Origin of the sequence: Corynebacterium sp. HMSC05C01, assembly GCF_001807155.1 — a bacterium.
Taxonomy (GTDB): Bacteria; Actinomycetota; Actinomycetes; order Mycobacteriales; family Mycobacteriaceae; genus Corynebacterium; species Corynebacterium coyleae.
Genome location: NZ_KV787971.1, coordinates 102,739 through 120,850, shown reverse-complemented (window position 1 = coordinate 120,850; position 18,112 = coordinate 102,739). Strand labels below are relative to the sequence as shown.

General features: G+C 60.1%; 17 protein-coding genes. 8 read left to right on the top strand and 9 right to left on the bottom strand.

The features are described from left to right. Window positions 1-126: 126 nt before the first annotated feature. From acnA to HMPREF3145_RS10350, 3 genes are all read left to right on the top strand, one after another. The gene (acnA, locus tag HMPREF3145_RS10360) at window positions 127-2,904 is read left to right on the top strand and encodes an aconitate hydratase AcnA (protein WP_210384187.1); all 2,778 of its coding nucleotides are present in this window, start codon (window positions 127-129) and stop codon (window positions 2,902-2,904) included. Between the two features lie 143 nt (window positions 2,905-3,047). Continuing rightward, window positions 3,048-3,614 (top strand): TetR/AcrR family transcriptional regulator, encoded by a 567-nt coding sequence (locus HMPREF3145_RS10355; RefSeq protein ID WP_070423150.1) that lies wholly within the window; start codon window positions 3,048-3,050, stop codon window positions 3,612-3,614. A 24-nt stretch (window positions 3,615-3,638) separates the two neighbouring features. Next, a complete protein-coding gene (locus HMPREF3145_RS10350; RefSeq protein ID WP_070423149.1) occupies window positions 3,639-4,379 on the top strand; it encodes a glutamine amidotransferase-related protein in 741 nt (246 codons plus the stop codon). On the opposite strand, the gene HMPREF3145_RS10345 is transcribed toward HMPREF3145_RS10350, so the two are convergent. Beyond that, window positions 4,376-5,032 (bottom strand): NAD(P)H-binding protein, encoded by a 657-nt coding sequence (locus tag HMPREF3145_RS10345; RefSeq protein ID WP_070423245.1) that lies wholly within the window; start codon window positions 5,030-5,032, stop codon window positions 4,376-4,378. The two genes, HMPREF3145_RS10350 and HMPREF3145_RS10345, sit on opposite strands and share 4 nt — an antisense overlap. A gap of 41 nt (window positions 5,033-5,073) precedes the next feature. Between HMPREF3145_RS10345 and HMPREF3145_RS10340 the strand changes: the two genes are divergently transcribed. Genes HMPREF3145_RS10340 through HMPREF3145_RS10330 form a run of 3 tightly spaced genes read left to right on the top strand, consistent with a single transcriptional unit; the run spans window position 5,074 to window position 7,461 of the window. After that, entirely contained in the window at window positions 5,074-5,343 is a 270-nt protein-coding gene (locus tag HMPREF3145_RS10340) for an ACT domain-containing protein (protein ID WP_070423148.1), read from the top strand. Between the two features lie 9 nt (window positions 5,344-5,352). Then, complete coding sequence (locus HMPREF3145_RS10335) at window positions 5,353-6,717, top strand: PFL family protein (RefSeq protein ID WP_083279522.1); 1,365 nt, start codon at window positions 5,353-5,355, stop codon at window positions 6,715-6,717. Between the two features lie 54 nt (window positions 6,718-6,771). After that, window positions 6,772-7,461, top strand: a complete 690-nt coding sequence (locus HMPREF3145_RS10330) for a MerR family transcriptional regulator (protein WP_070423147.1) — start codon at window positions 6,772-6,774, stop codon at window positions 7,459-7,461. A 581-nt stretch (window positions 7,462-8,042) separates the two neighbouring features. Here HMPREF3145_RS10330 and HMPREF3145_RS10325 read toward each other — a convergent pair. Continuing rightward, window positions 8,043-8,288, bottom strand: a complete 246-nt coding sequence (locus HMPREF3145_RS10325) for a PLDc N-terminal domain-containing protein (RefSeq protein ID WP_083279521.1) — start codon at window positions 8,286-8,288, stop codon at window positions 8,043-8,045. A gap of 181 nt (window positions 8,289-8,469) precedes the next feature. On the opposite strand from HMPREF3145_RS10325, the gene HMPREF3145_RS10320 reads away from it, so the two are divergent. Continuing rightward, window positions 8,470-9,336, top strand: coding sequence for a hypothetical protein (locus HMPREF3145_RS10320; RefSeq protein ID WP_070423146.1), 867 nt, complete (start codon window positions 8,470-8,472; stop codon window positions 9,334-9,336). 33 nt (window positions 9,337-9,369) lie between these two features. Beyond that, on the top strand, window positions 9,370-10,908 hold the full coding sequence (locus tag HMPREF3145_RS10315) for an HNH endonuclease signature motif containing protein (RefSeq protein WP_070423145.1): 1,539 nt from the start codon (window positions 9,370-9,372) through the stop codon (window positions 10,906-10,908). A 71-nt stretch (window positions 10,909-10,979) separates the two neighbouring features. Here the strand turns inward: HMPREF3145_RS10315 and HMPREF3145_RS10310 are convergent, their stop codons facing one another. The 7 genes from HMPREF3145_RS10310 to sufB all read right to left on the bottom strand — a co-directional run bounded on the left by HMPREF3145_RS10310 (window position 10,980) and on the right by sufB (window position 18,083). Next, window positions 10,980-12,608 carry an ABC-F family ATP-binding cassette domain-containing protein gene (locus HMPREF3145_RS10310; protein WP_070423144.1) on the bottom strand — a complete coding sequence of 543 codons (1,629 nt, stop codon included), beginning with the start codon at window positions 12,606-12,608 and terminating at the stop codon, window positions 10,980-10,982. Between the two features lie 82 nt (window positions 12,609-12,690). Further along, window positions 12,691-13,065 (bottom strand): metal-sulfur cluster assembly factor, encoded by a 375-nt coding sequence (locus tag HMPREF3145_RS10305; RefSeq protein ID WP_070423143.1) that lies wholly within the window; start codon window positions 13,063-13,065, stop codon window positions 12,691-12,693. A gap of 2 nt (window positions 13,066-13,067) precedes the next feature. Further along, the gene (gene sufU / locus HMPREF3145_RS10300; protein ID WP_070423142.1) at window positions 13,068-13,517 is read right to left on the bottom strand and encodes a Fe-S cluster assembly sulfur transfer protein SufU; all 450 of its coding nucleotides are present in this window, start codon (window positions 13,515-13,517) and stop codon (window positions 13,068-13,070) included. Further along, entirely contained in the window at window positions 13,514-14,746 is a 1,233-nt protein-coding gene (locus HMPREF3145_RS10295) for a cysteine desulfurase (protein WP_070423141.1), read from the bottom strand. The genes sufU and HMPREF3145_RS10295 overlap by 4 nt, the downstream gene beginning before the upstream one ends. Further along, window positions 14,746-15,501: a Fe-S cluster assembly ATPase SufC gene (gene sufC / locus HMPREF3145_RS10290; RefSeq protein ID WP_070423140.1), complete on the bottom strand. Its 756-nt coding sequence runs from the start codon at window positions 15,499-15,501 to the stop codon at window positions 14,746-14,748. The genes HMPREF3145_RS10295 and sufC overlap by 1 nt, the downstream gene beginning before the upstream one ends. 11 nt (window positions 15,502-15,512) lie before the next feature. Then, complete coding sequence (gene sufD / locus HMPREF3145_RS10285) at window positions 15,513-16,676, bottom strand: Fe-S cluster assembly protein SufD (RefSeq protein ID WP_070423139.1); 1,164 nt, start codon at window positions 16,674-16,676, stop codon at window positions 15,513-15,515. Continuing rightward, window positions 16,677-18,083 carry a Fe-S cluster assembly protein SufB gene (gene sufB, locus HMPREF3145_RS10280; RefSeq protein WP_210384190.1) on the bottom strand — a complete coding sequence of 469 codons (1,407 nt, stop codon included), beginning with the start codon at window positions 18,081-18,083 and terminating at the stop codon, window positions 16,677-16,679. Window positions 18,084-18,112: the final 29 nt, after the last annotated feature.

Below are 18,112 nucleotides of genomic sequence, written 5' to 3'. Positions count from 1 at the left end.
AAAATATGAAAACATAACGAACGTACTGTTATCATCAGTACGGATCTATGGCGGGTCGCTTAGTATGGGACTTGACCATAGGGTCATCATCCCTGTTTTTGATTACGACGAGGAATGGAGCTCACCGTGGCAGAAAGCAAGAATTCCTTCGGTGCCAAGAAGACGCTCGAGGTTGGCGGTAAGTCTTACGACTACTTCGCTCTCGATGCTGTTGAAGGCATGGAGAAACTCCCCTACTCCCTTAAGGTGTTGGGCGAGAACCTCCTGCGCACCGAGGACGGCAAGAACGTCACCGAAGACCACATCAAGGCCATTGCAAACTGGGACCCGTCGGCAGAGCCGAGCGTTGAGATCCAGTTCACCCCAGCACGTGTGCTGATGCAGGACTTCACGGGCGTGCCGTGTGTCGTCGACCTTGCCACCATGCGTGAGGCCGTATCGTCGCTCGGCGGCAACCCGGATCAGGTCAACCCCCTGAACCCGGCAGAGATGGTTATTGACCACTCTGTGATCATCGAGGCCTTTGGTTCCACCGACGCCATCGAGAAGAACGTAGAGATTGAGTACCAGCGCAACGAGGAGCGCTACCAGTTCCTGCGCTGGGGTGCAGAGAACTTCTCTAACTTCCGCGTTGTCCCACCGGGAACCGGCATCGTCCACCAGGTCAACATCGAGTACCTCTCCCGCGTTGTCTTTGACAACGACGGCGTTGCATACCCGGACACCTGCATTGGTACCGACTCCCACACCACCATGGAAAACGGCCTGGGCATCCTTGGCTGGGGCGTCGGCGGTATCGAGGCTGAGGCAGCGATGCTTGGCCAGCCGGTCTCCATGCTCATCCCGCGCGTTGTCGGCTTCAAGCTCACCGGCGAGATTCCGACCGGCGTGACCGCAACCGACGTGGTGCTGACCATCACCGAGATGCTGCGTGAGCACGGCGTGGTCCAGAAGTTCGTCGAGTTCTACGGCAACGGTGTCAAGCAGATCCCGCTGGCAAACCGCGCCACCATCGGCAACATGTCCCCAGAGTTCGGCTCGACCTGCGCGATCTTCCCGATCGACGAGGAGACCATCAACTACCTGCACCTGACCGGTCGTAACCAGGAGGACATCGACCGCGTCGAGGCATACGCCAAGGCACAGGGCATGTGGCTTGAGCAGGACGCTGCGGAAGCTGAGTACTCCGAGTACCTCGAGCTCGACCTCTCCACCGTCAAGCCGTCTATCGCTGGCCCGAAGCGCCCGCAGGACCGGATCCTGCTCGCGGAGTCCAAGGAGACCTTCCGCAAGCAGCTGCCGGACTACAACACCGCTGGCGAGGGCACGTCCGAGCCGGTTCGTGCAGCAAAGGTCGACAGCGTCTCCTACAACGAGTCTTGGCCGGCAAACGGCGAGTCCGCTGCTGTGGGTGCTGAGGGCCGCGCTTCCAAGCCGGTCATCGTCGAGTCCCCGCAGGGTGGCGAGTACACCCTCGACCACGGCTTCGTCGCAATTGCTGCAGTCACCTCCTGCACCAACACCTCCAACCCGTCCGTCATGGTTGGCGCTGCCCTGCTCGCACGCAAGGCTGCTGAGAAGGGCCTGAAGGCTAAGCCGTGGGTCAAGACCATCATGGCTCCGGGCTCCCAGGTTGTCGACGGCTACTACGAGCGCGCAGACCTCTGGAAGGACCTCGAGGCTGTTGGCTTCTACCTGTCCGGCTTCGGCTGCGCATCCTGCATCGGCAACTCTGGCCCGCTGCCGGCTGAGGTCTCCGAGGCTGTCAACGAGTTTGACCTCACCGCAACCGCAGTGCTTTCCGGCAACCGCAACTTCGAAGGTCGTATCTCCCCGGACGTGAAGATGAACTACCTCGCGTCCCCGCTCTTGGTCATTGCATACGCAATCGCCGGCACCATGGACTTCGACTTCGAAACCCAGCCGCTCGGCCAGGACGCAGACGGCAACGACGTCTTCCTCAAGGACGTCTGGCCGTCCACCGAGGAGATCGAAGAGACCATCGCTGGCACCATCTCCCGTGAGATGTACGAGGCTGACTACGCCGACGTCTTCAAGGGCGACGCACAGTGGCAGGGTCTCGACATCCCGACCGGCAAGACCTTCGAGTGGAACGAAGACTCCACCTACATCCGCAAGGCACCGTACTTTGACGGCATGCCGGAGGAGCCGGAGGATGTCAAGGACATCGAGGGTGCTCGCGTTCTGGCGAAGCTGGGCGACTCGGTCACCACGGACCACATCTCCCCTGCTTCCTCCATTAAGCCGGGCACCCCGGCTGCGAACTACCTCGATTCCCACGGTGTTGAGCGCCAGGACTACAACTCCTTCGGCTCCCGTCGTGGCAACCACGAGGTCATGGTTCGCGGTACCTTCGCAAACATCCGTCTGCGCAACCAGCTGGTTGATGAGCAGGGTGGATTCACCCGCGACTTCACCCAGGAGGGTGCACCGCAGGCATACATCTACGATGCTGCGATGAACTACGCCGAGAAGAACATTCCGCTCGTCGTCCTTGCTGGTAAGGAATACGGCACCGGTTCTTCCCGTGACTGGGCTGCTAAGGGCACCAACCTGCTTGGTGTGAAGGCAGTTATCGCCGAGTCCTTTGAGCGCATCCACCGTTCCAACCTGATCGGTATGGGTGTTCTGCCGCTGCAGTTCCCGGAGGGCCAGTCCCACGAGTCCCTCGGCCTCGACGGCACCGAGACCTTCACCCTGTCCGGTATCACCGACTTCAACAAGGGTGACATCCCGGCAAGGGTTCACGTCAAGGCTGAGAAGGACGGCGCTGACGCTGTCGAGTTCGACGCTGTTGTCCGCGTGGACACCCCAGGTGAGGCTGAGTACTACCGCCACGGCGGCATTCTGCAGTACGTGCTTCGCCAGATGGTCAAGAGCTAGTCAGCTCTCCTGACGCCATCGCCGCGAAGGGGCCACCGCACTACGCGGGGCCCCTTCCGCATTTTTACCCCCTAATCCTTTGTTTCCGCACTCCGCTAGTCTTCGACCACTTTTGACCTAGAACTACGCCAAGGAGCACTGACATGCCTATCGTGAGCGAGGCCGAGCTCGCACGCCGCCGTAGCGAGATTATCGATACCGCACGCAAATGCTTCGCGCATTACGGCTACGAGGGCGCCACTGTTGCAAGGCTCGAGGAAGCCACCGGTAAAACCCGAGGCGCGATCTTCCATCACTTCGGAGACAAGGAATCACTGTTCCTTGCTATTGCGAAAGCGGACGCGGAGCGCCAGGCACAAGTGGTCAGTGAGCAGGGTTTGGTTGAGGTCATGCGTGGGATGCTCCACGACACTGAAGCAAACGATTGGTTCACCACTCGTGCGGAAATCCTGCGGAGACTGCGAACTGACCCGAAGTTCGAAGCACGCTGGCGGGAACATCAAGAGGTGCTCGACCAGGCGGTGCGCACGCGCTTGGAATCGAACAAGCATATGCGCGACGACGTCCCCGTGGAGGTAGTGCAGACCTACCTGGAGACTGTTCTCGAAGGGTTTATCACCAAACTCGCTGCCGGTGAGCCTGTGGAACGCCTCGAATCGATGCTTGACATCGTGGAGCAAGCCGTTCGGCACCCAATGAATCAGGACTAGACCGAGCGGTATAGAGTAGCCGGCATGGCTAAGCTCCTTTTCCTTTCACTTCGCAACGGCGAGATCGGCCCAGATGTCGCGCACGCCGAATATCACGACACGCTGCGCGCAACTGGCCTGAGCGAATTGGATATGGAGCTTCGCATCATCAATTCGCCTGACGCTGAATTAGGCCCGCTCGACACGGTCAGCGGGATTATCGTCGGCGGATGCTCGCTGAACGTCACCAATGAAGAACGTGGTGCCTGGCACCTGCATATCGACGACGTACTATCCACCGTGGTTGCATCTGGCAAGCCTGTCTTTTTCGTCTGCTTCGGCATCTCCTGGCTCGTCGACCACCTCGGCGGCACCGTTGGGTGCACCTCGCCTGAGCCTTCTGGACCTACCATCGTTGACGTGACAGCCGAAGGGGAGCTTGACCCCGTAGTCAGTGGCTCCGGCACGTTTACCGCGCTGACGGGACATACAGAGAACCCCGTAGAGTTGCCCAATTCGTTGACCGTGCTCGCTACAGGTCCCTCCTGCCCAGTGCAGATGGTGCGTTACGACGACCACGTGTGGGCCACACAGTTTCACGCCGAAATGGACGCCGACGCCATGCGTACACGCATGGATTTCTTCCACGACTACGGCTACTTCCCTGCCGAGGAGTACGCCCGCATCGTCGCAGATCTGCCCAATCACGACGTCAGCCGGGCGAACATGCTTCTACGCAACTTCGCCCGGCTGTGCCGCGAGGACTACTTCTCCCTCGACAATTAGAGGCCTGCGACTGCCCCGCTGCCCCCCTCAAAGTCCAGCGGGTTACGTGCAAACGGCTCGCCACGGCCAACCGATTCGACGATCACATCTGCTACGAGCTCTCGAGGGGTTTCGGATTCGGTGCCACGTGGTTCGTCGAGAAGCGCGATGCCCTCTGCTGGATCATCGGTCAGCAGCGTTGGGCCAAGGATCTGGTGTGGCAGGCTCGAATCAAGCAGTCGCCGATCAACGGCTTTCTTTGACTCAACGTAGGCGTACCACGAACCGCCATCATCCTCAGTGGAGGCCTCGGTAGCACCTGCATAGGACACCATGACGAGAAAAGGGGCGAACTCGTCTAGCTCTTCGAGCGCGTCGATCATCGTCATCGCAGCGTCGCGATCCACCGCCCAGGTCCGCTCCGCAGAACCCCCGCCTGCGCCCGCAGACCAGACAACCACATCGAATGGTGTAAGGAGGCGTGCCCATCCCTCCTGGTCGAGAGTGGTGAGATCGCGAACGATGACGGTGGCGCCATCGTCGATAAGCTGCTTGGCGTGGTCAGGATTCCGGACAAGAGCACTAACGTTATGGCCATTGCCCACTAGTTTGGGCACAGTGAAGCGCGAGACGTTTCCACCCGCACCGAGAACAAGTACATGCTGAGTTTTCATAAATGCGACCTTAACGCACATTTCCTGCCTATACTTTTCGCATGCATGCAATTATTACAACCACAGGTAAGGATCGCCCGGGCGTGATTGCAGCGGTATCGAAAACCGCAGCCGACCAGGGCCTTAACATCGTAGATGTATCGCAAACCATCATGGATGACTTCTTCACCATGATCATGCGCGTCGAGCTCCCCGAAGGAAATGTTGACATGGGTGTCCTCCAGGACGCCTTCGACGCCTGCGGCAAGCCGCTCGGCATGGTAGTCCGGATCCAATCTGAAGCACTCTTCAGCGCTATCAACGACATCTAAGGGAGTTCCGTGAAACTCGAGTTTTCTGACGCACGATTCCTCGACGTCATCCGGATGATCGAGGACTACCGCTTGGACATCCGCACCGTAACCATGGGCATCTCACTCATCGGTTGCACCCGCGCCACGATGGAGGCCACCGCACAGGCGGTTTACGACCGCGTCACCGAACGCGCCCGCGACCTCGTTCCCGTCTGTGAAGGCATCGAGCGCGAGCTCGGCATCCCGATTGTGAATAAACGCATCTCGGTCTCCCCCGTCGCACTTGTTGCAGCAGGTGTAGAGGGTAGCCCGGTCGAGATTGCGCGAGCTCTCGATCGCGCTGCAGCCGAACTCGGTGTGAACTTCGTCGGCGGCTACTCCGCACTCGTCGAGAAGGGCGGCACCCGCGCCGACAAGAACCTGATCTACTCCATCCCGGAAGCTCTGGCGGAGACCAACAACGTCTGCAGCTCCGTCAACATCGCATCCTCGCGCGCCGGCATCAACATGAACGCCGTGGCCAAGATGGGCGAGATTGTGAAGGAAGCGGCGGAACTGACCAAGGACCGCTCCTCCATCGCCTGTGCGAAGCTCGTCGTCTTCGCCAACGCAGTCGGCGACAACCCGTTCATGGCCGGTGCATTCCACGGCATCGAAGAACCAGACACCGTCATCTCTGTCGGTGTGTCGGGCCCAGGTGTCGTCGACAATGCTATTGCTCCGCTCAAGGGCGCAACGCTCAACGAGGTCGCCGAGGAGATCAAGAAGGCCGCGTTCAAGATCACCCGTGCGGGCCAGCTCGTCGGCACCCTTGCTGCTGAGCGACTTGGCGTCCCGTTTGGCATCGTCGACCTCTCGCTTGCACCGACCGCCGAAATGGGCGACTCCGTCGCACACGTCCTCGAACGCATGGGGCTCGACCAGGTCGGCACCCACGGCACAACCGCAGCGCTAGCCTTGCTTAACGACGCCGTGAAGAAGGGCGGCATGATGGCATGCTCCCGCGTCGGTGGCCTGTCAGGCTCGTTCATCCCGGTCTCCGAGGACAAAGGCATGATCGACGCCGTAAACTCCGGTGCGATCTCCATGGACAAACTCGAGGCAATGACCTCCATCTGCTCCGTCGGCTTCGACATGATCGCAATCCCAGGCGACACTTCTGCCGAACTCATCGCCGGCATGATTGCCGACGAAGCGGCAATCGGTGTCATGAACCATAAGACCACCGCAGCACGCCTGATCCCCGTGCCGGGCACCAAGCCTGGCGACGAAGTCAACTTCGGCGGCCTCCTCGGCTACGCACCGGTCATTCCGGTAAACAAGGTGGGCAACGACGAATTCATCCACCGTGGCGGATTCATCCCCGCACCGGTGCACGGGTTTAGGAACTAATTAGTTCCTCCGACTTCTTGACCCTGACACAGTGTCAGGGTTGAGAATGGTCGTGTGAAGATTTCAGAAGTCGCTGCAGTTGCAGGCTGCTCTGTGCGGGCCGTGCGTCACCTGCATACGAGTGGCGCAGTTCCCGAACCGGCTCGGACCAGTGGTAACTACCGCAACTATTCCGTATCCGATCTCGCGGCGGTCCTTCGCGCCAGAGCACTTATCGACGCCGGCGTTCCGGTATCTGAAGTCCAGAGCCCGAAGGCTGTTGAGGAATCGCTCGCCCTTCTCGACGAGCGCATCACACAGCTCCAACGGCAAAAACAGCGCCTTCTCGCCCTGGCATCCTCGCCACATGGAGCACCGGAGGACATCCGTAACTCCCTCAAATCTGCAATCAACGACCCGTCACTTTTTCAGATTGAACTAGATTCATGGGATCTCATGGGTTTCACCGGCGTTGCTACGCCGGACACTTGGGAGCAGCTTCGGAAGAATCTTCACGATCCGACTTGTCTCGCTGCTACCCAAAAGGCGGAGACTCTCTGGCAAGAACTCGGCGAGATGAAGCCAACAGACCCTGCCGTTGCCATGCTGGTGCGCCGGCTACAAGCGCTGGCGCAAGCCGGCCTGATGCGAGGTATCTTCCCAACCCTTAACCCCGGAGACGTACCACTTGCACTGTCCGATGTTCCTACGAAGGGCGCACAAGGATTAGCGCTTCGAATGCTGGCAGGTGATTTTCCTGCGTAGCTTCCTCCGCTTACTTCGAAAACACCCCGGCTTCCGACTAGCCAAGTATGAACTCGGGCTATACCGAGATCTCATTCGCTGGATCCGCCGAGAGACACTCATCCCTGAAGGGGCAGTTGCGATTCCTCACCAACCGGGTCGATTACAAATGCTTGGAATAGTCACGGCGGTGCTCGCAATTGAGGCCGGGGTTGTTCACCTCGTATTGCCTGAAGGGATCATTCGAGTCGTTGCGCTACTACTGTCGCTGTGGGCCCTCGTGTTCGTGTGGGGTCTAATCGCCGCGGAGCGAATTCGTCCCAGCTATTTTGACGACAAGACCGTCGTGCTTCGTCGCGGACGAACGCTCTTTACGGAAATACCAACGACCTCCGTGCACAGTGTGACGGACTCCCCTTCATATACTTCTGCGGTCGAGGTCGCCGATGGCGTACTCACATTCGGCGGTCCTGCCGGAACAGACACACTCATCTGCCTACATGAGGACGTGCTGGCCTATCCCGATCGCTACCCGTGGCAGCGACCAGTTCCCGTACGTATAAAAAGGATTCGTTACTACCGCGGTAACGGAACCAAGGTGCCTAGCGCTTCTTCCCAATAATGAAGTAGCCGACCCAGCCAAACGTGTTTACCGCGCCGATAATCGGAGTCCACAGCCACTTCGGGCCACGAATCCTCTTGGAATTGGTCCGAGCGAGGTCGCGAAGCGCAAAGGCCTTGCCTGCTGTATCGATCGTGGCAAGGACGCCAGCGATCGTCTTCTGATCCGAGGACAAGCTGTTCCATGCGTCCTTGATGGTGTCGATGAACTCATTGTTTTTAGCCATGGTTTGAAGTTTAGCCGGTTGAGTTGATCGTCGATAAGCGTGTTGCTCCTCTCGCAAAATTTCGAATATTTCTTTTATCTAGGGTCCAATGCGCAATATAGTGATCAAACACTTGTGCTAGCAATGTTTAGCTCATTACGGTCACTGGTAACGCAATTTTTACGACCTAAGGAGCGCAGAAATGTTCCCAGAACCGCTACTACATGTCATAACCGAACGCATCGAATGCGAGCCCATTGGCGCAACTTTCTATCTTCACGGGGACGGATTCACATCCATACTCGAATCTATTTACGCATATAGGATCGACACAAGAAACCCCGCTCGGGGACTCGGAGACATCGCAAATCTTCTCGCCCAATTTCCAGCGCCACTATCCACGCAATATGTGGACACCCCGTACCTCGACGAGCTGTGCGAAGACTACCTCATCCTCGACTACGCCCGACGCGAAGTGACGCTCAGGATCGACAACTATAAGCCGGACCGCTGCACGTTTGATCATGAAAACGTTAAGCCACTTTACGAATTGGCTCGCGCTAGCAACACGGACATGTACTTGCAGCTACCGCCACTTCTTGAACGCAAAGTCATACGGGTTATCTCAAAGCGCAACGGCGAGTACTGTTCAGGCATGGATATCCTGCTCCCCGCCGGCGGAGACAGGATCCTGACCAATCTGCTTTCACTCCGGGATGAAGGATCCGTTACTGCGGAGGTTTTGGCGCAATACCTATTCCATTGGAAGCCACCACACGTCCAGATTCGCCCCTTCCAGGACGCATTGCTTGGCGACGAATACGAGACGGTAGTGAAGCCACACTTCCCGAGCGACTATCCATTCCTCACCATTGATTCGCCGGAAAATTCATTGCGCCTGAGCGATAGTTCCGGCAGGTTGATCATGGTAGTCGACGTCAACGAAGACTCGATGAAGCGCGTACATGAACGGCTGACACAACCACGCCGAGAATCCATCACAGTTGACTTTCTTGCCGACACATCCTGGGCTGACTCCAGCCCTACAACTGTTAAAGGTCCGTTCTAACACTAATTCCGATTGCGTTAAGGGAGAGAAACCATGTCAACGGAGCTTTCGCGCCACGTCGACACCATCTCCCATGCCCTTTTCGCAATCAAGGACCTCTTTCACGACCCAGCAACGCTGCACTTCGACGACATCCACAAAGAGATGGAACGCTTCGAAGCAGCCTTCAACGTAAAGGCAAGCCTCGACGCTTTCTTCGCATTCCTCTGCGAGCGCGATGAAGCTGGCCGCACCGTCGGCGCGAAACATCCGACCCAGTACTTACAGAAGAAGCTTGGCCTTGAGCCCAAGGAGGCCTACGACCGTCTCGCCCGTGGCCGCGACTACTACGGGGAGCCGGCCGTCGAGGAGACCGCAGACGACGCTGCTGATGCTGACCTCTTCGACTCCAACGCAGATTCCACGTCGGACGATGCCGCACAGGCGGCAGCGAAAGCAGCTGCGCAGCAAGCGGCACGCGAACAGGCGCGCCGCGAGCAGGAAACGGCACGCCGAAACGCCGAGCGCGTTAACGCCGAGAAACAGCGCGTGATCCGCCTCGAACTGGATCGCCTCGTTGAGGCTGCTAAAGGTGCTCGTGCTCGCCTCCAGGCTAAGGCGCTCGAGGAGGCTCCGCGCCGTACCGTCAAAGACCTCCGCGCAACCGTACGACGCTGGGTCGAAGAGGCCAACCGCGAACACCTCGACCCGGCGAATCCGAACGCAGGGATGGAAAAGCGCGGACTCCATATCGGGCCGCAGCGTGCCGACGGCACCCACAAGATCACCATCGACGCAACCGCCAGCGACACCGCATTGTTCAAGGCGCTCACCGATAAGGGGCTAGCGCCAAACTCAAACATGCCAAAGGATGTCGACGACTACCGGTCCCCAGCACAACGGGCCTACGACCAGTTCGCAAAAATGCTGAAGCACTACGACACGTGCCAGAAGCCAACGGGTGGCGGCTGCGCATCTGTCGTCGTCTCCGTGACGCTCGACGAGATCGCCGATGCCTCCCCAACCACAAGGTTTCAAACCAATACCGGCATCGACCTCACCGCGTTCGACCTCGTCCGCCTCGGCATGGACGGTACCGCTGACTTCATCCTGACCGTTGATGGCGCCACCGCACTGCCGTTGAACCTCTACCGCACAAACCGCCTTGCATCACTGGCGCAGAGGATCACACTGCTCGCGGTGCAGGGCGTATGTGCCTGGACGGGGTGCACCGCCCCGCTGACCCAGGCCGAGATCCACCACATCACGTCGTGGCTGCAGGGCGGCGACACCAACATCGATAATCTCGCGGCCCTCTGTAGAACCCATCACCGATGTAACAACGACTTCAAAGACCACAGAGGCAACACGAGTCACATCGAACGGGACCACGCAACTGGCCGCGTGGGTGTGAAGCAACCCGGATCCACCAAGATTAGGTTCAATCATGCAGATGCGGCAGAAAACTCAGCCGTCAATCGGATCCGTAAACGAAACCACCGACTGAACACAGCCACAGCGAAACCACCACCGCGCGAGCCTGCCGAGCCGCCATCATGGGCTAAACACCAATCCCCTTCCCCGCCGTTTTAGGCTGCCACCGGAAACTCGCCTGCCTCGAACGTTGGTGGGCGCTAGCCTGCCCAAGCCCCAATGGCGAATTGCTAAGCCAGCTCGACGATCTCCATGTACTCGTCGCTCCACATATCTTCATCGCCCTCCGGCATGATGATGACCCGCTCTGGCTCGAGCGCCCGCACCGCACCCGGATCGTGGGTGACCAGCACCACCGCTCCCGTGTACGTCTTCAGCGCATCGAGGACCTGTTCGCGGGATTGTGGGTCGAGGTTGTTGGTGGGCTCGTCGAGAAGCAACACGTTCGCACGCGAGGAAACCAGCGTCGCCAGCGCCAAACGGGTCTTTTCACCGCCGGAGAGCGTACCTGCTGGCTGATCGAGCTTGTCGCCGGAGAACATAAAGGCACCAAGCAGACCACGCAGGTCTTGCTGGCCGGCATCCGGGCAAGCCTCGATCGTATTTTCCCAAACCGACTTCGAGCCGTCGATCGTGTCGTGCTCCTGCGCGAAGTATCCGATCTTGAGCCCATGGCCGGATACGACGCCGCCCTCCCCGTCGGTGCGCTCTACCCCGGCGAGCAGCTTGAGCAAGGTGGTCTTACCCGCACCATTCGTGCCGAGGACAACCACCCGGGATCCTTTATCTACCGCAAGGTCGACACCCGCGAACACTTCGAGGGAGCCGTACATCTTCGTCAGACCCTTGCCAAAGAGTGGAGTCTTGCCACACGGTGCCGGCTCCGGGAAGGAAATGGAGGCGACCTTGTCGGCGACGCGAACGTCGTCAAGCTCGCCCATCATGCGCTCGGCACGCGCCAGCATCTGCTTCGCTGCAGCTGCCTTAGTAGCCTTCGCCCCCAGCTTCGCGGCCTGTTTTTGCAGCGCCGATGCCTTCTTTTCGGCGTTGGCGCGCTCGCGGCGTCGCCGGGCCTCGTCGAGGGCGCGCGCGTCCTTGTACTTGGAGAAGCCCATGTTGTACACGTCGGCTTCGGCGCGGACGGCGTCGAGGAACCAGACCTTATTGCAGACTGCGTCGAGGAGCTCAACGTCGTGCGAGATCATGATCAACCCGCCCTCGTGCTTGGACAGGAAGTTACGCAGCCAGGTGATGGAGTCGGCGTCGAGGTGGTTAGTGGGCTCGTCGAGAAGAAGCGTCGTCTTCGACTTACCCGAACCCTGGCGAGAAGCAAAGAGAATTTGGGCCAGTTCGACGCGGCGACGCTGACCACCCGAAAGCGTCTTAAGTTTCTGATCAAGCACCCTGGCCGGAAGCCCCAAATTGTCACAGATCTGCGCCGCTTCAGCGTTGGCCTCGTAGCCGCCGAGCGCCTGGTAGCGCTCCTCCAGGCGGGAGAACTTCGCAATCGCCTTGTCACGCTCCGCCCCGTCGGTCTCCTCCATGATCTTCTGCTGCTTCGCCATGGAGCGTTGAATCTGATCAAGCCCACGGGCGGAGAGCACACGGTCGCGGGCGGTCTGCTCGATGTCGCCTTCCTTGGAATCCTGCGGGAGGTAGCCGATCTCGCCCGCCCGGGTCACCGAGCCGCCGTAGGGTTCGGTCTCCCCCGCCAGGATGCGCATCGTCGTCGTCTTACCGGCACCATTGCGGCCGACGAGCCCGATGCGGTCGCCGGGTTGGACGCGGAGGTGCTGGCCTGGGGCGTCGAGAAGCGTGCGCGCGCCGACGCGGACCTCGAGATCATTGGTGACAATCACGGGGCAACACTCTATCAACCATCCCTAAACGAAAATTCCCCGCCACAGTCATTCCGTGACGGGGAAAGATCAAGATAGATGTCTAGACAGCGAAGCCAAGCGCACGCAGCTGCTCGCGGCCCTCTTCCGTGATGAACTGCGGGCCCCACGGCGGCATCCAGACCCAGTTGAGCTCAAGCTCGTCGACCGCGGTATTCGACACCACCGCATTGGTGGCCTGCTCCTCGATCACGTCGGTGAGCGGGCACGCCGGCGAGGTGAGCGTCATGTTGAGCACCGCGACGGTCTTGCCCTCGCGCTCCTCGATCCACAGGTCGTAGACCAGGCCGAGGTCAACAACGTTGATGCCCAGCTCCGGGTCGATGACATCGTGGAGGTACTCCTCTACTTCACCGACCAACTTGAGTTGCTCTTCGGTTTGCTGTGGTCGCTCGGACTGCTTGTTCGATTCGGTCACAGTTACTCCTTTTCTTCTAACGCATCAGACGTTGCGGCCTGGAATGCTTTCCACCCAAGCAGCGCGCACTTCACACGAGCCGGGAACTGGGAAACGCCCGCGAAGGCGACTCCGTCGCCGATCATCTCCGCGTCGCCTTCAACGGTGCCGCGGGAGGTGATCATCTCGTCGAACGCTTCCAACTTCTTCATTGCCTCGGCGACCGGCAGGCCGATGACCTCCTCGGCCATCACTGAGGTCGAAGCCTGGGAAATAGAACACCCTTCGGCGTCGTAGGAGACGTCCTCGACGGTGGAGCCGTCTTCGGACAGGTGGACACGGAGCGTCAGTTCGTCGCCACAGGACGGGTTGACGTGGTGCACCTCTGCCTCATAAGGCTCGCGGAGCCCGGCGTGCTGCGGGTTTTTGTAGTGGTCCAGGATGACTTCCTGGTACATGGATTCGAGGTTCATCGTGCGAAAAACTCCTTCGCCTTGGCAATAGAGGCCACCAGGGTATCTACCTCGTCGAGAGTGTTGTACAGGTAGAAGCTGGCCCGCGAGGTCGACTGCAGATTGAGGCCGCGGTGCGCTGGCCACGCACAGTGGTGGCCGGTGCGAATCGCAACGCCTTCAGAGTCGAGCACCTGACCCAAGTCATGCGGGTGGACACCGTCGACAGTAAACGAGATCGCGCCACCGCGATTCTCAGCCGTCAGCGGGCCAGCAATGCGCAGCCCATCAATTGCCTGCATCTGCTCCAGCGCATAGGCCGTGAGCTCGTGTTCGTGAGCCTGGATCTCCTCCATACCCACCTCGGTGAGGAAACGCACTGCCTCGCCGAGCCCCACGACCTGCGAGGTCATTTGGGTTCCCGCCTCGAAGCGCTGCGGTGCGGGAGCAAAGGTGGATTCCTCCATGCGCACGACCTCGATCATGGAACCACCCGTCAAGAACGGCGGCAGCTCGTTGAGGTGCTTGGAGTACACCGCGCCCACGCCACTGGGGCCGCACATCTTGTGCCCGGAGAAGGCAGCGAAGTCGACGTCCAAGGCGTGGAAATCGACCGGCATGTGCGGCACGGATTGGCAAGCGTCGAGCACGGTGAGAGCCCCGACAGCCTTTGCGCGGCGCACCATCTCCTCGACATCTGCAACCGCACCGGTGACGTTTGACTGGTGGGTAAAGGCGACCACCTTGACGGAGTTGTCGAGCTCGAGCGAGTCGAGGTCGATGCGCCCGTCCGGGGTCATCTTGTACCACTTCAACGTCGCGCCTGTGCGACGGGCGAGCTCCTGCCATGGCACCAAGTTTGCGTGGTGTTCGAGCTCGGTAATCACGATCGTGTCCTCGGACCCGACCGCAAGAGAACCTGCCCGCGAATCGCCGAGCACGTACGCAACCAAGTTCAATGCTTCGGTGGCGTTTTTGGTGAACGCGATCTCGTCGTTACGCGCCCCGACGAAGGCCGCGATCGCCTCGCGGGCTGATTCGTAGGCGTCGGTTGCCTCCTCCGCGAGGAGGTAAGAACCGCGGTGCACGGGAGCGTTGTAGCCGAGCACGAAGTCGCGCTCAGCGTCCCACACCCGCTGCGGACGTTGCGACGTCGCCCCCGAATCCAGGTACACCAACGGCTTTCCGCCACGCACGGTGCGCCCCAGAATCGGGAACTCTTGCCGGATTGCAGTTACGTCGAGCGTCATTAGATGAACTTCTCGTAGCCTTCGGCCTCGAGCTGGTCAGCGAGGGAGGCGTCGCCGGTCTTGACAATCTTGCCGTCGGCGAAGACGTGGATGAAGTCCGGCTTGACGTAGTTCAGAATGCGCTTGTAGTGCGTGATCATGAGCACGCCGCCACCGGTCTCGTCCTGGTAGCGGTTGATGCCCTCGGAGACGATGCGCAGCGCGTCGACGTCGAGGCCGGAGTCGGTCTCATCCATGACGGCGAACTTCGGCTTCATCAGGGAGAGCTGCATGACTTCGTGGCGCTTCTTCTCGCCACCGGAGAAGCCTTCGTTGACGGAGCGCTCGGAGAAGGATGCATCCATCTGGAGTGCCTCGCGCGCTGCGTTGAGTTCGCCGACCCACTCGCGCAGCTTCGGTGCCTCACCGCGCACTGCGGTGACTGCGGAGCGCATGAAGTTCGAGGAGGACACACCTGGGACCTCGACCGGGTACTGCATGGCCAGGAAGAGTCCGGCGCGTGCGCGCTCGTCGATTTCCATCTCGAGGATGTTTTCGCCGTCGAGCAGCACTTCGCCTTCGGTCACCTCGTACTTCGGGTGGCCAGCGATGGTGTAGGCGAGGGTGGACTTGCCGGAGCCGTTGGGGCCCATGATGGCGTGGGTTTCGCCGCCTTTGATGGTCAGGTTGACGCCCTTGAGGATGGGCTTCGGCTCCTGGCCTTCCTCGGAGGGAAGGACGTTGGCGTGCAGGTTCTTAATTTCGAGGGTGGACATAGAAGCTCCTTTTAGTTTTCGTTGCGCTCGAGTTCGCCGGCGACGCGGGCGATCAGGTCTTCGCGGACCGACTCGATTGGGATCTGGTTGAGGACCTCGTTAAAGAAGCCACGGATAATCAGACGGGTGGCGTCTTCCTCGCGGATACCGCGGGAGCGCAGGTAGAACAGCTGGTCGTCGTCGAAGCGGCCGACGGTTGCTGCGTGGCCTGCTCCTGCGATTTCGCCGGTTTCGATTTCCAGGTTCGGGATCGCGTCGGCGCGTGCACCGTCGGTAAGCACCAGGTTGCGGTTGGTTTCGTAAGTGTCGGTGCCTTGCGCTTCGGCGCGGATGAGTACGTCGCCGACCCAGCAGGTGCGGGCCTCGGGCAAGCCGGAGGCCTTGTCGCCTTGGAGGGCACCCTTGTAGAGCACGTTGGAGCGGCAGTTCGGTACGCCGTGATCGACGAGCAGGCGGTTTTCGATGTACTGGCCCGCATCGGCGAAGTACACGCCAGTCAGCTCAGCGTCGCCGCCCGGTGCCTCGAAGGACACGCGTGGAGAGATTCGCACGACCTCGCCGCCAAAGGTTGCGACATGGTGACGCAGGGTTGCATCGCGCTTGACGACGATCGCCTGCTGGCCAACGTGCACCGCATCAAGATCCCAATTGGCGTCGATGACGGCGTTCACACGGGAGCCCTCGCCGATGACCCAGTTGACGTTGTCGGCGTGAGTACCGGATCCCTCGTAGCGCACCAGCACGGTTGCGCCGGAGTTTGCGCCGGTCTCGACAACGATGGTGCCAAACGTCGTGACGTCTGCGCCTGCACCGGTCACAGTGATGGTGATTGTGTCGTTGAGCTCGACGTTTGCTGGCACCGATACCAGGGTGGCGTTTTCGGAGGAGGTCCACGCCTGGGCGGCGATGCGGTCGACGGGGGCTCCGGCGGCGGTCACGCGGTCGTCGTCAAGCGCAACTTGCTCAACGGTGACCTCAGACGGAGCGTCAACTGTGATCTGGGCGGGAGCCTGCGGCGCGAACTGGCCGTTGTGCAGGCCGCGCAGGCGACGTAGGGAGACGAAGCGCCAGACCTCGTCGCGGCCGCCGGGGATGTCGAAATCCTCAACGTTGAAGGAGGAGTACAGGTCGCCCTTGTTGTTGTGTGTGGTGGCGTTCTTGACGGTTTCAGCCATTTAGCCCACCGATCCTTCCATTTGCAGCTCGATGAGACGGTTCAGCTCGAGGGCGTACTCCATTGGCAGCTCCTTGGCGATCGGCTCGACGAAGCCGCGCACGATCATTGCCATCGCCTCTTCCTCGGCAATGCCGCGGGACATGAGGTAGAACAGCTGATCTTCGGAGACCTTGGACACCTTCGCCTCGTGGCCGAGCGTGACGCGGTCGTTGCGGATGTCGTTGTATGGGTATGTATCCGAGCGGGAAATGTTGTCAACCAACAGCGCGTCACATTCCACGTTAGATGCGGAGTCGTGCGCGTTGGCGTTGACCTGGACCAAGCCACGGTATGCGGCACGGCCACCGCCGCGGGCGACGGACTTGGACACGATCGACGACGACGTGTGCGGTGCCATGTGCGTCATCTTCGCACCAGTGTCCTGGAACTGCCCCTCACCTGCGAATGCGACGGAAAGGACCTCGCCGCGGGCGTGCTCGCCGGTCATCCAGACAGCCGGGTACTTCATGGTCACCTTGGAGCCGATGTTGCCATCGACCCACTCCATGGTCGCGCCTTCTTCAGCCTTGGCACGCTTGGTGACCAGGTTGTAGACGTTGTTCGACCAGTTCTGGATGGTGGTGTAGCGGCAGCGACCACCCTTCTTTACGATGATCTCCACCACGGCGGAGTGCAGCGAGTCCGACTTGTAAATCGGGGCGGTGCAGCCCTCAACGTAGTGCACGTACGCGTCCTCGTCGACAATGATGAGGGTTCGCTCGAACTGGCCCATGTTCTCCGTGTTGATGCGGAAGTAGGCCTGCAGCGGGATGTCCACGTGGACCCCCGGCGGTACGTAGATGAAGGAGCCGCCCGACCATACTGCGGTGTTCAGCGCAGAGAACTTGTTGTCGCCGGCCGGAATGACGGAGCCGAAGTATTCCTTAAACAGGTCTTCGTGCTCGCGCAGGGCGGTGTCGGTGTCAACGAAGATGACGCCCTTTTCCTCCAGATCCTCGCGGATCTGGTGATAGACAACCTCAGACTCGTACTGCGCGGCCACACCTGCGACGAGACGCTGCTTCTCAGCCTCTGGGATGCCGAGCTTGTCGTAGGTGTTCTTAATGTCCTCGGGCAGGTCATCCCAGGAGGTTGCCTGCTCTTCAGTGGAGCGGACGTAGTACTTGATGTTGTCAAAGTCGATGCCGGAGAGGTCTGCACCCCAGGTCGGCATCGGCTTCTTTTCAAAGATCTCGAGCGCCTTGAGACGCTGGTTCAGCATCCATTCCGGCTCTTCCTTGATGCCGGAAATGTCGCGGACAACGTCCTCGTTGAGGCCGCGTCGCGCGGATGCGCCGGCAACATCGGAGTCGTGCCAGCCGTAGTTGTAAGCGCCGATGGACTCGATGATCTCGTCGTCGTTCATCGGCTTTTCAAGACCTGGCGTTGGCTTCG

Coding starts and splice junctions, on each gene's coding strand:
- HMPREF3145_RS10355 (WP_070423150.1), top strand. CDS start 3,048: ATGCCTATCGTGAGCGAGGCCGAGCTCGCACGCCGCCGTAGCGAGATT.
- sufB (WP_210384190.1), bottom strand. CDS start 18,083: ATGAACGACGACGAGATCATCGAGTCCATCGGCGCTTACAACTACGGC.
- sufU (WP_070423142.1), bottom strand. CDS start 13,517: ATGAACCTCGAATCCATGTACCAGGAAGTCATCCTGGACCACTACAAA.
- HMPREF3145_RS10340 (WP_070423148.1), top strand. CDS start 5,074: ATGCATGCAATTATTACAACCACAGGTAAGGATCGCCCGGGCGTGATT.
- HMPREF3145_RS10345 (WP_070423245.1), bottom strand. CDS start 5,032: ATGAAAACTCAGCATGTACTTGTTCTCGGTGCGGGTGGAAACGTCTCG.
- HMPREF3145_RS10320 (WP_070423146.1), top strand. CDS start 8,470: ATGTTCCCAGAACCGCTACTACATGTCATAACCGAACGCATCGAATGC.
- sufC (WP_070423140.1), bottom strand. CDS start 15,501: ATGTCCACCCTCGAAATTAAGAACCTGCACGCCAACGTCCTTCCCTCC.
- HMPREF3145_RS10350 (WP_070423149.1), top strand. CDS start 3,639: ATGGCTAAGCTCCTTTTCCTTTCACTTCGCAACGGCGAGATCGGCCCA.
- sufD (WP_070423139.1), bottom strand. CDS start 16,676: ATGGCTGAAACCGTCAAGAACGCCACCACACACAACAACAAGGGCGAC.
- HMPREF3145_RS10295 (WP_070423141.1), bottom strand. CDS start 14,746: ATGACGCTCGACGTAACTGCAATCCGGCAAGAGTTCCCGATTCTGGGG.
- HMPREF3145_RS10325 (WP_083279521.1), bottom strand. CDS start 8,288: ATGGCTAAAAACAATGAGTTCATCGACACCATCAAGGACGCATGGAAC.
- HMPREF3145_RS10315 (WP_070423145.1), top strand. CDS start 9,370: ATGTCAACGGAGCTTTCGCGCCACGTCGACACCATCTCCCATGCCCTT.